At 53.7% G+C, this 12,141-nt stretch carries 14 protein-coding genes and 1 pseudogene; 1 reads left to right on the top strand and 14 read right to left on the bottom strand.

What is annotated here, in order from left to right:
* Position 1 precedes the first annotated feature (1 nt).
* The 6 genes from argJ to TCARDRAFT_RS07250 all read right to left on the bottom strand — a co-directional run bounded on the left by argJ (position 2) and on the right by TCARDRAFT_RS07250 (position 5,709).
* The gene (gene argJ, locus TCARDRAFT_RS07275; RefSeq protein ID WP_007289345.1) at positions 2 to 1,210 is read right to left on the bottom strand and encodes a bifunctional glutamate N-acetyltransferase/amino-acid acetyltransferase ArgJ; all 1,209 of its coding nucleotides are present in this window, start codon (positions 1,208 to 1,210) and stop codon (positions 2 to 4) included.
* Positions 1,211 to 1,258: 48 nt separating this feature from the next.
* Positions 1,259 to 2,293 carry an N-acetyl-gamma-glutamyl-phosphate reductase gene (gene argC, locus TCARDRAFT_RS07270; RefSeq protein ID WP_007289344.1) on the bottom strand — a complete coding sequence of 345 codons (1,035 nt, stop codon included), beginning with the start codon at positions 2,291 to 2,293 and terminating at the stop codon, positions 1,259 to 1,261.
* Between the two features lie 307 nt (positions 2,294 to 2,600).
* Positions 2,601 to 3,590: an AmmeMemoRadiSam system radical SAM enzyme gene (amrS, locus tag TCARDRAFT_RS07265; protein WP_007289343.1), complete on the bottom strand. Its 990-nt coding sequence runs from the start codon at positions 3,588 to 3,590 to the stop codon at positions 2,601 to 2,603.
* Positions 3,591 to 3,599: 9 nt separating this feature from the next.
* On the bottom strand, positions 3,600 to 4,115 hold the full coding sequence (gene amrA, locus TCARDRAFT_RS07260) for an AmmeMemoRadiSam system protein A (RefSeq protein ID WP_007289342.1): 516 nt from the start codon (positions 4,113 to 4,115) through the stop codon (positions 3,600 to 3,602).
* 2 nt (positions 4,116 to 4,117) lie between these two features.
* A complete protein-coding gene (amrB, locus tag TCARDRAFT_RS07255; RefSeq protein WP_007289341.1) occupies positions 4,118 to 4,957 on the bottom strand; it encodes an AmmeMemoRadiSam system protein B in 840 nt (279 codons plus the stop codon).
* A gap of 35 nt (positions 4,958 to 4,992) precedes the next feature.
* Positions 4,993 to 5,709, bottom strand: coding sequence for an N-acetylmuramoyl-L-alanine amidase (locus TCARDRAFT_RS07250; RefSeq protein WP_007289340.1), 717 nt, complete (start codon positions 5,707 to 5,709; stop codon positions 4,993 to 4,995).
* A 131-nt stretch (positions 5,710 to 5,840) separates the two neighbouring features.
* On the opposite strand from TCARDRAFT_RS07250, the gene TCARDRAFT_RS07245 reads away from it, so the two are divergent.
* A complete protein-coding gene (locus tag TCARDRAFT_RS07245; protein WP_007289339.1) occupies positions 5,841 to 6,605 on the top strand; it encodes a transglycosylase domain-containing protein in 765 nt (254 codons plus the stop codon).
* Between the two features lie 44 nt (positions 6,606 to 6,649).
* Here TCARDRAFT_RS07245 and TCARDRAFT_RS07240 read toward each other — a convergent pair whose 3' ends face one another.
* From TCARDRAFT_RS07240 to rplQ, 8 genes and pseudogenes are all read right to left on the bottom strand, one after another.
* On the bottom strand, positions 6,650 to 7,297 hold the full coding sequence (locus tag TCARDRAFT_RS07240) for a hypothetical protein (protein ID WP_007289338.1): 648 nt from the start codon (positions 7,295 to 7,297) through the stop codon (positions 6,650 to 6,652).
* Positions 7,298 to 7,451: 154 nt separating this feature from the next.
* The gene (gene rpsI, locus TCARDRAFT_RS07235; protein WP_007289337.1) at positions 7,452 to 7,844 is read right to left on the bottom strand and encodes a 30S ribosomal protein S9; all 393 of its coding nucleotides are present in this window, start codon (positions 7,842 to 7,844) and stop codon (positions 7,452 to 7,454) included.
* 23 nt (positions 7,845 to 7,867) lie between these two features.
* Positions 7,868 to 8,307: pseudogene (gene rplM, locus TCARDRAFT_RS07230) on the bottom strand (50S ribosomal protein L13).
* Positions 8,308 to 8,454: 147 nt separating this feature from the next.
* Positions 8,455 to 9,207 carry a tRNA pseudouridine(38-40) synthase TruA gene (truA, locus tag TCARDRAFT_RS07225; protein WP_007289335.1) on the bottom strand — a complete coding sequence of 251 codons (753 nt, stop codon included), beginning with the start codon at positions 9,205 to 9,207 and terminating at the stop codon, positions 8,455 to 8,457.
* A 9-nt stretch (positions 9,208 to 9,216) separates the two neighbouring features.
* Complete coding sequence (locus TCARDRAFT_RS07220) at positions 9,217 to 10,014, bottom strand: energy-coupling factor transporter transmembrane component T family protein (RefSeq protein ID WP_007289334.1); 798 nt, start codon at positions 10,012 to 10,014, stop codon at positions 9,217 to 9,219.
* The gene (locus TCARDRAFT_RS07215; protein WP_007289333.1) at positions 10,008 to 10,874 is read right to left on the bottom strand and encodes an energy-coupling factor transporter ATPase; all 867 of its coding nucleotides are present in this window, start codon (positions 10,872 to 10,874) and stop codon (positions 10,008 to 10,010) included. The genes TCARDRAFT_RS07220 and TCARDRAFT_RS07215 overlap by 7 nt, the downstream gene beginning before the upstream one ends.
* Positions 10,865 to 11,698 carry an energy-coupling factor transporter ATPase gene (locus TCARDRAFT_RS07210; RefSeq protein WP_007289332.1) on the bottom strand — a complete coding sequence of 278 codons (834 nt, stop codon included), beginning with the start codon at positions 11,696 to 11,698 and terminating at the stop codon, positions 10,865 to 10,867. The genes TCARDRAFT_RS07215 and TCARDRAFT_RS07210 overlap by 10 nt, the downstream gene beginning before the upstream one ends.
* Positions 11,699 to 11,793: 95 nt before the next feature.
* Entirely contained in the window at positions 11,794 to 12,132 is a 339-nt protein-coding gene (gene rplQ / locus TCARDRAFT_RS07205; RefSeq protein WP_007289331.1) for a 50S ribosomal protein L17, read from the bottom strand.
* Positions 12,133 to 12,141: the final 9 nt, after the last annotated feature.

The following is a 12,141-nucleotide window of genomic DNA, read 5'->3' as shown; positions in this document are numbered from 1 at the left end:
CTTAAGTATGATACTCGCCGTTGATTTTTACATACTCGTATGAAAAGTCACAAGTCCAAACCGTGGCCGCCGCCGGACCTAAACCCAAGTCAATTTCAATGGCAATATCCCGCGCGCTCATTACTTTTCTTAAAGCCTGCTCGTCAAAGCTGGTCGCCATACCGCTTCTAACGACGGAAATGCCGCCGATCGCCAGCGCTGTTTTTTCGCTTTTTACCGGTACCCCCGAATAGCCGACAGCACACAGAATCCGGCCCCAGTTGGGATCCTCCCCGAAAAACGCCGTTTTCACCAGCGGCGATTTCGCTACGGCCATCGCTGCCTGTTTCGCTTGCGAAAAGGTTTCAGCGCCGGTTACGGTAATCTCGAGAAATTTGGTCGCCCCTTCGCCGTCGCGAACGATTTGTTTCGCTAAATTGGTGCAGACGGCCTTTAACGCGTCAGCAAAAATGCGATATTCCTCGCTATCAACGGTATCGATCACCGGAGCGCCGGCCTGGCCGTTGGCCAGCACGCTCACCATATCGTTAGTACTGGTGTCACCGTCAACCGAAATCATGTTGAAGGAAAGATTTACGGCCTCGGATAATGCGTTTTTCAATACAGGCGCGGCAACTGCCGCATCGGTTGTAACAAAGGCCAGCATGGTCGCCATATTGGGATGGATCATGCCTGCCCCTTTCGCCATGCCGGCGATGCGTACCGGTACGCCGCTGAGCATAAACTCATATGCACAAGATTTAGGGAAAGTATCTGTCGTCATAATGGCCTGCAACGCTTTTTCATGGCCGGTTTCTGACAACTCGGCCGCCGCCTGTTTAATGCCGGCCGCTATTTTATCCATCGGCAGCTGAACGCCGATGATACCGGTCGACGCCACCAAAACCTCGTGAGTGGCTACACCCAGCACCGTTGCCGTTAACTCCGCCATTGCCCGTGCATTGGCAAGCCCTTGCGGCCCGGTGCAGGCATTGGCACAGCCGGAGTTGACGACAATCGCCCGGGCTGTCCCGTGCTTTACCGCCTGGCGGGACACAATAACCGGGGCGGCAGCCATGGCATTGGTAGTAAACATGGCGGCAACACTAGCCGGTGTTTTGCTGTAAATAAGGGCGATGTCCTCTTTGCCGCTCTTTTTAATGCCCGCCTTTACGCCGGCAGCCATGAACCCCTTGGGGGCGGTAATTCCTCCATTTATTTCTTTTAACATATAATCGCCTCCATTTAATCGCGCGTGATAGTGAATAATACTAAAATGCTATGGATAAAGCGGCGCCTGGGTCAGGCCGGTTTGCTCCTCAAACCCAAACATGACATTCATGTTTTGAACGGCCTGACCGGCCGCACCTTTGACCAGGTTGTCAATAGCCGCTACCGCGATAACCCGGCCGGTGCGGGTATCGATATGCCAACCAAGGTCGCAGAAATTCGAGCCCCGGGTATTCTTGGTGGCCGGATAACCACCCCGGCCCAATAGGCGGATGAAGTACTCCTGCCCGTATAAGTCATGGAACGCCTCGTCAACCATGTTAGCCGTTACCCCGTCAAGGAGGCGGGCATAGCAGGTGCTTAGTATTCCCCGTGACATAGGAATAAGATGGGGCGTAAAACTGATTAACACCTGGCTGCCGGCTAATTCAGACAAAGCCTGTTCGATTTCCGGCGTATGGCGATGACCAGCAATGTTATAAGCCTTAACATTTTCAAATGCCTCCGGTAGATGGTGGGTTAAATTTAACCCCCGACCTGCTCCCGATATGCCGGATTTGGCATCAACAACAATGGAGGTCAGGTCAATCAGCTTATTTTTAACAAGCGGCGCCAAAGCTAAGATGCTGGCCGTCGTGTAGCAGCCGGGATTACCGACTATATCGGCCGTACGCACCGCGTCGCGATACAGTTCTGTCAGGCCATATACGGCTTTGGCATCGGGATGAACGTGGGGTATTTTATACCATTTCTCATAAACGGTTATATCTTTAAATCGATAGTCAGAGCCTAAATCAATCACTTTGACGCCCTGGCCGCTTACCTTCTTCCCTATCTCCATGGCATGGCCATGAGGCAGGGCGATAAATAAAACATCGCTTGCGGCGACAATTTTATCCAAGTCGGCCATACTTACCAGTGCCTGGTTATAAAAGCGGTTTAAATGGGGATATATGCTGTCTACCTCCGTCCCTGTCTGACTTTCTGAGGTAAGGTATTTAATTTCGGCCGCCGGATGGTTGGCCAAAATTCGTAGCAGTTCTTCACCGGTATAACCGGTTGCCCCAATAATACTGACCTTCATATGCTGACCTCCCGTGTCGGTTTATTTATAATTATACATTCATTCCGCATATTAATTCAATACTTTTTTCCAGCTAACGAAAATAAAAAAGCGCATACGCGCCTACTCCGAAAATGGCAACTTCAAAACGGAATATATAGAACCGCAGAGGACGCGGAGGTATATTTTTTTTACTTTAATCTTTAGCGCGATGAATACGCGCCTCTGTGTTCTCCGTGGTTAAAAATCGGTTTTCATGCTGTGTTGCGCCAATTTATTGTCTATATCCCCGCGGTTATAAACTTATACTTTCTAAAAAAGAGATCTTCTAGAAGAAGAACTCGCCAATAATGGCAATCATGCTCCCGCATTGGGGGCACTTTTTATCGGATGTAAGGTGACTATCCCGCTGCTGGCGGTCAATCACCAACTTACCGCAGACAGGGCAGTGTGTATTTATACCGCTGTCACCGATATTCCCCAGATAGACATAATGCAAATACTGCCTGGCCAGTTCATAGGCGCGCCGGAGAGTCGTCAGCGGCGTTGGCGGCGCCGTCATTTTATACCGGGGAAAGTAACGGGAAAAGTGCAGCGGTATATCTTTACTGATACCCCCCAGCCACTTGGCCAATTCGGCCAGTTCTTCCTCCTGGTCATTAAGTCCCGGAACAATGAGCGTTGTAATCTCCACATGACAGGACGCAGCGGCCAATTCTACCGTGCGTTTTACATGGGCCAATTCCCCGGTGCATACTCGGTGGTAAAACTCACTGTTAAAGGCTTTCACATCAATGTTCATGGCATCAATATAGGGTAAAAGGCGGCGTAGGGGTTCAGGATTGATAAAGCCGTTGGTTACCAATACATTTTTGAGCCCTGCCGCACGCGCCGCCTGAGCGGTATCGAAAATATATTCATACCACACGCTGGGCTCGGAGTAAGTATAAGCAATACCGATATTGCCGTGTCCAGCCCGCACGGCCATGGCCACCGTTTTCTCCGGCGCCAGTTCGAGTGTCGCAGGAGTTGCTTGCGCAATTTCCCAGTTCTGGCAAAATTGGCAGGCAAAGTTGCAACCCCAGGTACCGATGGAAAAAATCATACTGCCCGGATAGAAGTGATAAAGCGGCTTTTTTTCAATTGGATCTAAGGCATATGACGAAACGCATGCGTAATTGGCAGTATACAGTTTGCCGCCAATATTTTTCCTTACACGGCAAAAGCCGGTCCGTCCGGCGGGTATAATGCACTGCTTCGGGCACAACCGGCAGGCGACGCCGCTGGGATGAGCTTCATAATACAGCGCTTCCCGCATGCCAATAACCTACTTGTACCGGGTTACGGTAAACCGGTAGAGCTCGATTTCTTCGCCCGGCTTAATCCCTGCTTTTTGCATGGCAATGGCCACTTGTTCTTCCACCGTATCGACCCCTTCCAGCATCGGCAGCAATAGGCCGCTGCGACGTCCCCGCCGGACAATTACGCCATATTTGTGCGGGTCTAACTCAGCCAAACTGTCCACCCGTTCCGGCTCTGACAAAATATCGACCGAAATATCAAGCTCGGGCAGTTCGTCAAGCTCAACCGGCCAGAACCGGGGGTCACCCGTTCCGGCACTGATGGCATTTTGAATAATTTCGGCGGCAATGGTAGGCTGCGTCGGAACAAAAGTACCAATGCAGCCACGCAGCTCGCCCCGCTTTTTTAGCGACACGAAGACGCCCGCCTGACCGCGCAGCTCAGCTGGCATGTCGGCCGGTTCAGGCATTGGGCGCCCATGCTGCAGATAGTATTCCAAACTCTTTCGCGCCAGTGCTACCGGCGCACTTTCTTCCGGCATCTTTATTCCCCCCTGCTTTCATTAGGAGTAAACAAGGCTACGGCGTAGCCCACCCCGAACGGGCCCTCGTAGGACAGCACGTCGGCTGTCATATCGAGTCCCCCCATCACGCCCATGAGAAAGAAGATAGGCCGCAGGCCGCATTCTCCGGCCTCTTCGATAAGGCCGCGGTCAAGGTTGAGCAGGGCTTTGACATCCATATTTTTCAATGCTGCAACCACCGCCTGGTCAAATTGGGCACCGTACGGGCTGTACCCGGCCGGAGCATCGGACGTAAGCCGGTGCGACAAGTCGCCGGAAGCAATGACGGCTACCCGCTTGTCCACTATGCCAATCGCCGCCTGCACGGCTTTGCCGAAGGTATACATCTCCTCATAAGGCAACATGCCCATTGACAGATGGACCAACTGGCCTTTAAACCCGGCTTTTTGCAAATAATAGAGCGGGACAACGGCGCCATGGTCAAGCTGTAGACTGAGCCGGTACATCTTGGCCACATCGTCGGTAAGCTCCACCACATTAACGCCGAGGCGTTCGCATTTTTTCAGGATGTAACGGACTAAAAGGCCATCCGTTTCAAAGGCGACGACCGCATCCGGCGCGCCAAAAGTCGCCAGACTTCCCTTCATTCGGGGATGAATACTGATGCTGGCGGCATCTTCAAAGACCGGTCCGTGCGGCGAAATTAGCACCACGGTCTGCGGATTTGCATCTTTCAGCGTTTGGGCCGCCTTTTCCGCCGCCGCCACCGTCGCTTTAATGCGGGCCAATTCCCCCTTACCCACTTCCGGCACCATAATCGGCGGATGGGGCATAAGGGCGCAGCCAACCAGTTTATGCATGACACCACTCCCCTTTCGGTGCTTTACAAGCGTTTTTATCTTCCCACATTTTGGCTGAAATGATGCGCCAGTGCCTTGGCAATATGTTCTGCCAGTTTTTGCTGGTAAGCGGCATCTACAAGACGCGCCGCCTCGCCCGGGTTGCTGAGAAAGCCTGTCTCAACCAGCACGCCGGGAATATTGGTGCGATTCAATATCAGGATGTCCTTATCCTGCTTGGCTTGGTGCTTGTTTCCGGGCGGAAAACTTTTCAGCGCGCGCTGGACAAGTTCGGCCAGCGGCTTGTTGGCTACCAGATTGGGGCTGTAGAAAACCTGCGCTCCCGACCATGCTGCCGAGCCCCGGATGGAATTGACATGGATGCTGATAAATACTTCGGCCCCTGAACTATTAATCATTTCCACCCGGGTAAGGAGGTCATTGCGTTTGCCGCCCTTGCCGCGGGTATAATAGTCGGTATCGCTGTCGCGGGTCAGCACAACCTCGGCGCCATACCGCCGCAAAATATCGGCCAATTTCAAAGCGATAGCGAGTGTTACCTCTTTTTCCACGACCCCGTTGCCGCTCGCCCCGTTGTCAACACCGCCATGGCCCGGGTCAACGGCAATTTTGTGGCCGGCCAGCGCCCACAAATTAACATTTTCCCAATCTTCGGCCGCCAAATACCGTATGGTCAGCAGATTAAGAACTACCACCGCAACGCTGAACATGACCGCGAGCATCAGACGCCGCCGAATTGCGAAAATGCGCATACCAAACCCCTCCCGCTTATGCTATCCTTAAATCGTTATGCCGCGTCGCCGCCAGGTATGTCGGCCACTGACATGGTAAGTATAGCCAAAGGGGAACAAGTTGGGCTACAATAATAGCGGAGGAGATAATCATGCGGACAGGGCGTTTTCTTGCTTTTCTACTTTTGTTATTCTTAGCCGCCTTTTGGTGGGCCGGCGGCAGCAGCATCGTTAAACCCTATTCTCTGTCTGTGGAAAAGGTGCTCGCGGTAGGCCACGACGCAACCGGCGCCTGGGACCGCCTGTACCGTCTCGTTGCCTTAAAAAGCGCCGTTGAAGCTAGGCTGGACAAAAAGCGCTATGTCAAACTGGCTGATATTCCTCTGCCACTCCAGCAGGCCGTCATTGCCGTGGAAGACAGCCGTTATTACCGGCACTTTGGTTTCGATATTGAGGGCATCCTCCGCGCGGCCCTTGTCAACCTCCAGGCTGGCGAAGTGCGTGAAGGCGGCAGCACAATTACCCAGCAGTTGGTGAAGAACCTTTTCCTGTCGCAAGAGCAGTCCGTCGGCCGCAAATTGGAAGAAATAATCCTGGCGGTCGACATGGAACTGCACTACTCCAAAGAAGAGATCCTTGAAATGTACCTCAATACCATCTATTTTGGCGCCGGCGCTTATGGCATCCAGGACGCCGCCCGTGTTTACTTTGGCAAAGAGCCGGCGAATCTCAATCTGGCCGAATGCGCTCTGCTGGCCGGCCTACCCAACGCGCCGTCGGTATATTCGCCCTACGAAAACTTAACCGCTGCCAAACAGCGCCAGGCAGTAGTCCTGGCCGTCATGGTCAAACAGGGTTATATTGGTCCTAACCAGGCCGAGGAAGCCAAGCGCCAACCGCTCCGCCTGGTTCGCTAGCGTTAACCTAGGCAAAATCCCGGGCAAAAATCCCGGGATTAATTCTAAAAATATTTTTTTATTGGCACCCAGTCGCCATTACCAAAAGCTTCCTGGGCAGCAGAGCGGAAAACCCGCTCAATGGTAAACTCGCGAATATAGGTATTTTCATTAATATACTTTGCATCTTTAAGTAACCGGCCTTCGTCTTGTACGTTAAAGGCGATTAGGGTGTAATAGCCCCCTTTTCCCGGCGCCGGCGGCGTTTTTACCACCACGCCCATGGTCACCGGCGATTTAGCTTCCTGGAAGTTACGAGTAAGTTCGCGGTAGGTAGCAAAAGCCTCAGCCTTTGGGGAAACGATCAGCTCATAGATTTCGGGAAAATAGTACTTGAAATCTTTAACTTTGATCGCCATGTCGGGAGTAAAACGTTGGGCTTTGACCAAGGCGGCGGGACTATTATTTTCATACTGCACTTCCATCTGAATATGTAGCCCCTGACGCTCAAAGGCATGCAAAAAGGAAGCGGCTTTGGCTTTCTTATGGCCGGTTGCTTCCCACTCCGCTTTGGTCCAGAGCTGATTATCGGTGTCAATCACCAGCCGGTATTCGCTGTAGCGTGCGGCAATGGTAGCGCGCGTATCGTCCAGGTTAGCAAACGCCGTTCCCGCCGTCGCAAAAATTAGCGCGGCCAATACCGATGCTGTCATTTTTTCATGAAGATGCCTCCTGTCCTATTCTCCAATTAAAATTTATTAATAAATTAAACTCTTACCGCTATTTTCCTGCTGTTGCAGCATGAATAATCCAAAAGAGCCCGAAAAGGATAAACCTTTTCGGGCTCTGCTTGCGCCAAACAAAATATTAACGTTTGGAGAATTGGGGCGCCTTGCGGGCCTTTTTGAGACCATACTTGCGGCGTTCCTTTTCCCGTGGGTCGCGAGTCAGGAAGCCGGCCTTTTTCAGCGCTGGACGGAAATCGGCATCTACTTTGAGCAAAGCGCGGGCAATGCCATGACGGACTGCGCCAGCTTGGCCGCTGGGGCCGCCCCCATTTACCCGGGCGATAACGTCATATTTGCCAAGGGTGTCAGTCAGGTGGAGGGGTTGTTTTACGATCAGTTCAAGGGTCTTGCGCCCAAAATAATCATTGAGATTACGGCCGTTAATTATGATTTTGCCTTCGCCGGGGATCAGCCGGACGCGGGCAACAGCGGTTTTTCTGCGGCCGGTGCCGTAGTATTGAACCAGTGCCATCTCCTGTTCCTCCTTTCCGGTGCCTATCTCACGTTGATTTCAAGCTTTTCCGGTTGTTGCGCTGCATGGGGGTGCTCAGGGCCGCGATATACCTTGAGCTTGCGATACATTTGCCGGCCTAGACGGTTCTTGGGCAGCATGCCTTTGACCGCGAGTTCAATAACCCGTTCGGGCCTTTCCGCCAGCATCTTCCCGGCAGGCGTAAAGGTCGTGCCGCCAGGATAACCGGAATGACGGAAGTAGGTTTTTTGCGTGAGCTTTTTACCGGTCAGTACCACTTTGTCCGCATTAACGACGATGACATGATCACCGGTATCCACATGCGGAGTATAGATAGGTTTATGTTTGCCGCGAAGGATTTTCGCCACTTCAGCGGCCAGTCTGCCAAGGGTCTTACCTTCTGCATCAATGACATACATTTGCGCTGCACATCGGCTGGTTTAGCCATGTATGTTGTTTTCATGCGCGTCCCTCCTTGCCTAAAAACTACAAGACGTGATTTTTATCCGATGAGTTCCGGGGCTAAGGAATCATGGCAAAAATCTCATAAGCATATTTTAATAAAAGGGCTTGTCAATGTCAAGGACTTCGCCTTGTCTGCCGCCGCTTTTCAGTAAAAAATTTCTTTGAGATAAAGGCCCTGCGGCGGCGCGGTAATGCCCGCCCGGGTACGGTCACGCCCGGCCAAAATGCGGGTAAAACCGTCCCTGGTCAGCCGTCCCAGGCCCACATCCACCAACGTGCCGACCAAGTTGCGCACCATATGATACAAAAAACCGTTGCCCCAAAAGCGAAATTCAAGCATGTCGCCTTCACGAGTGCAGCCAGCCTCGTATATGGTTCGTACCGGGCTGACCGGCGGACCGCCGGCGGCCCGAAAAGCGGAAAAGTCATGGGTGCCCACCACAGTTTGGACGGCAGTGTCCATCGCTGCCTCATCCAAGGGCTGCGTCACATGCCAGGCGTAATTGCGCCGAAATGGGTCGGCTACGGCAGCGTTGTAGATGCGGTACAGGTAAATTTTGCTCCGGGCCGAAAACCGGGCGTGAAAATCGGCGCTCACTTCTTCGGCCTTGACGACCACAATGTCGGGCGGCAATACACTTTTGGCGGCCCGGACGATATTGGCCGCCGGTATGGTCCCGGATGTGGCGAAACCGACAACTTGACCGTAGGCATGCACACCGGCGTCGGTGCGGGCCGCCCCCGTTACTTTCAGCGGGTGACCGAAAATGGTTGCCAGCCGTTCTTCCAATACTTGCTGCACCGTGATTGCATTGGCCTGTCGCTGAAATCCGTGATAGGCTGTTCCGTCATAGGCAACCGTCAGTTTTAGATAGCGCTGCTCAGCCATATCGTTCATCGTTCCCTCCTAGTAGTAACGCAGCACGACTAAAATACCAAGCAGCGCCGCCACCGACACAAGGGCGATATAATCACGACCCGCCAGGCGCAGCTCCTTCATGCGCGTCCGGTGCTGACCGCCCCGATAGCACCGCGCTTCCATTGCTGTCGCTAGTTCGTCAGCCCGCCGGAAAGCGCTGATGAAAAGCGGCACTAAGAGCGGCACCATATTTTGCGCCCGCCGGAGGATATTACCGGAAGCAAAATCGGCCCCCCGCGCCATCTGGGCCTTCATAATCCGGTCCGTCTCTTCCAGCAGCGTTGGAATGAAGCGAAGCGCTATCGTCATCATCATTGCCAGTTCATGGGCCGGCAGGCCAAAGCGCTTGAAGGGAGCAAGCAGCCGTTCAATACCGTCCGTCAAGGCGATGGGTGATGTCGTGAAAGTGAGCAGTGAGGAAACGGCAATAAGAAATACCAGCCGCGCCGTCATTAGTAGTCCTTGCCGCAGGCCTTCCTTAGTTGCCGTTAGCGGGCCGATTTGATAAATAACATTGCCCGGCGTCGTAAAAATATGAATACCCAGAGTTAAGACAATAATAATCCACAGTGGTTTAAGCGACTTAAGCACCAGCCGGACAGGCACACCGGACACGACAATCAGCGCAGCCGTCCACAGCGCAAGGATGCTATAAGCAAGATAGCTTTCGGCAAAAAAAATAGCGGTAATAAATAACAGCGTGCCGATAAGCTTTGTGCGGGGATCGAGGCGATGCAGCAGCGACCGGCCCGGAAAATATTGACCGATAGTTATATCGTTCAACATGGTTTTTTCTCCCTCCAGGCTGCAATAATGGCCCGCGCCGCCGCTTGGGGAGTAAGCGCCGTATCGTCCACAGGCAGGCCACGCTGCCGTAGCGCCAAAAGCAGCGCCGTCACCGGCGGTACGTCGACACCGGCGGCCCGTAGTATTTCCCGTCCCTCCCGAAATAGGTCAAGGGGCGGCCCGTCCAGTACTACCTTGCCATGATCCATTACCAGGAGCCGGCCCGCCATGCGTGCCACGTCCTCCATATTGTGGGAAACGAGGATGACGGTTATCCCCGTCGCCCGGTGCAGCTCGACGATGCGCCCAAAAATGTCGTCCCGGCCCCGTGGATCCAGCCCGGCCGACGGTTCGTCAAGGATGAGAAATTCGGGCTGGAGGGCAATGACGCCAGCGATTGCGACTCGCCGCATTTGGCCGCCGCTCAGGCGGAAGGGCGAACGGCTCGCATAAGTTTCATAATCCAGGCCGACGAAGGCCAAAGCACGCCGCACCCGCTGCTCTACTTCCTCCTCAGCCAGCCCCAGGTTGCGCGGCCCGAAGGCAATATCGTCGTAAATTGTTTCTTCGAACAGTTGATGTTCCGGGTACTGAAAAACCAAACCTACCTTGCGCCGCGCTTGTCGGGCCGCGTCCGTTTTGGCATGCAAACTCACGCCGTCAAGCGCCACTTCCCCCTGCGTAGGCGCCAATAGGCCGCTGAGATGTTGCACCAGGGTAGACTTGCCAGAGCCGGTATGGCCAATGATACCAACAAACTCCCCCCGGTTAATTTCCAGGGAAATATTTTTAAGCGCCGTTTGCTCATAAGGGGTGCCTGCCATATACGTATAGGTGACATTCTTTAATGTCAACGACATAATGCCACCGCCAATTCGTCATCAGTAATAACCTGCTCCGGCACGGACACGCCGCTGCGGCGGAGATAATGGGCTACTTCGGCTGCTACCGGCACGTCAAGGCCGATGGCCTTCAGCCGCTCAACCTGGCTGAAAATCGCCCGCGGCGGACCTTCCATGACAATTCGGCCCCGCTCCATCACTACTACGCGGTCAGCCGTTACCGCTTCTTCCATGAAGTGAGTAATGTAGACGACAGTGATCCCTTCTTCTTTATTCAGCCGGCGCACCGTCGCCAATACCTCCTGCCGCCCCTGCGGGTCAAGCATAGCGGTAGGTTCGTCAAGTACCAGGCAGCGCGGCCGCATGGCCAGAACCCCGGCAATGGCGATCCGCTGCTTTTGCCCACCAGAGAGGAGATGGGGCGCGTGATAACGGTATTCCTCCATCCCTACCGCTGCTAGGGCCTCTGCTACCCGGCGGGCAATTTCCGGCGGTGCAACACCGAGGTTTTCCGGTCCGAATGCCACGTCTTCCTCGACAATGGCGGCCACAATCTGATTATCAGGGTTTTGAAAGACCATCCCCACTGTTTGCCGGATGTCCCAGAGATGTTCACTCATCTTTGTATCCATGCCGGCAACCAGGCAGCGTCCGCTGGTCGGCAAGAGTAGCGCGTTAAAATGTTTGGCGAGGGTGGATTTGCCCGAGCCATTGGCGCCAATGACGGCAACAAACTCGCCGTGCCGGACGGTTAGATTAATGCTATCCAGGGCGCGCACTTCGCCCTCGTCCGCATCTGTATACACATGGCTAAGGTTTTCAGCGTAAATGATGTGCTCCATAACACTCCCCCTGTGCGGTGGAGCAGACAATCACAACATAAGGGCGACCAAGCGGCCGCCCCTAGCGCGTTGTGCTGCAAAATCAGGCTATGGATTTATACTAACTCAATAATGGCCATCGGCGCGGCATCGCCTTTGCGCGGCCCCAGTTTGAGGACGCGAGTGTAGCCACCTTGACGGTCGGCATATTTGGGCGCAATAGTGTCAAAGAGTTTTTTCACCACATCTTCGTCCAAGAGAAATGCGAGAACTTGACGGCGGGCGTGCAAGTCGCCCCGCTTGGCCAAGGTGATGAGTTCATCAGCAAGGCCGCTGATTTCCTTAGCCTTTGCTTCTGTCGTTTCAATACGACCATGGGCAAAGAAGGAAGTCAGGATGCTGCGCAGTAGCGCACGGCGGGCGCTTGTATCACGTCCCAACTTTCTATAGGCCATGTTCTTCCC

The sequence above is a fragment of the Thermosinus carboxydivorans Nor1 genome (assembly GCF_000169155.1).
Classification (GTDB): Bacteria; Bacillota; Negativicutes; order Sporomusales; family Thermosinaceae; genus Thermosinus; species Thermosinus carboxydivorans.
Note: the sequence above shows the minus strand (reverse complement) of the source record. Positions and strands in the feature narration are given on the sequence as shown.

Excerpts from the sequence above, each read along its gene's own strand:
- argJ (WP_007289345.1), bottom strand. The coding sequence starts at position 1,210 with ATGTTAAAAGAAATAAATGGAGGAATTACCGCCCCCAAGGGGTTCATG.
- argC (WP_007289344.1), bottom strand. The coding sequence starts at position 2,293 with ATGAAGGTCAGTATTATTGGGGCAACCGGTTATACCGGTGAAGAACTG.
- amrS (WP_007289343.1), bottom strand. The coding sequence starts at position 3,590 with ATGCGGGAAGCGCTGTATTATGAAGCTCATCCCAGCGGCGTCGCCTGC.
- amrA (WP_007289342.1), bottom strand. The coding sequence starts at position 4,115 with ATGCCGGAAGAAAGTGCGCCGGTAGCACTGGCGCGAAAGAGTTTGGAA.
- amrB (WP_007289341.1), bottom strand. The coding sequence starts at position 4,957 with ATGCATAAACTGGTTGGCTGCGCCCTTATGCCCCATCCGCCGATTATG.
- TCARDRAFT_RS07250 (WP_007289340.1), bottom strand. The coding sequence starts at position 5,709 with ATGCGCATTTTCGCAATTCGGCGGCGTCTGATGCTCGCGGTCATGTTC.
- TCARDRAFT_RS07245 (WP_007289339.1), top strand. The coding sequence starts at position 5,841 with ATGCGGACAGGGCGTTTTCTTGCTTTTCTACTTTTGTTATTCTTAGCC.
- TCARDRAFT_RS07240 (WP_007289338.1), bottom strand. The coding sequence starts at position 7,297 with ATGACAGCATCGGTATTGGCCGCGCTAATTTTTGCGACGGCGGGAACG.
- rpsI (WP_007289337.1), bottom strand. The coding sequence starts at position 7,844 with ATGGCACTGGTTCAATACTACGGCACCGGCCGCAGAAAAACCGCTGTT.
- truA (WP_007289335.1), bottom strand. The coding sequence starts at position 9,207 with ATGAACGATATGGCTGAGCAGCGCTATCTAAAACTGACGGTTGCCTAT.
- TCARDRAFT_RS07220 (WP_007289334.1), bottom strand. The coding sequence starts at position 10,014 with ATGTTGAACGATATAACTATCGGTCAATATTTTCCGGGCCGGTCGCTG.
- TCARDRAFT_RS07215 (WP_007289333.1), bottom strand. The coding sequence starts at position 10,874 with ATGTCGTTGACATTAAAGAATGTCACCTATACGTATATGGCAGGCACC.
- TCARDRAFT_RS07210 (WP_007289332.1), bottom strand. The coding sequence starts at position 11,698 with ATGGAGCACATCATTTACGCTGAAAACCTTAGCCATGTGTATACAGAT.
- rplQ (WP_007289331.1), bottom strand. The coding sequence starts at position 12,132 with ATGGCCTATAGAAAGTTGGGACGTGATACAAGCGCCCGCCGTGCGCTA.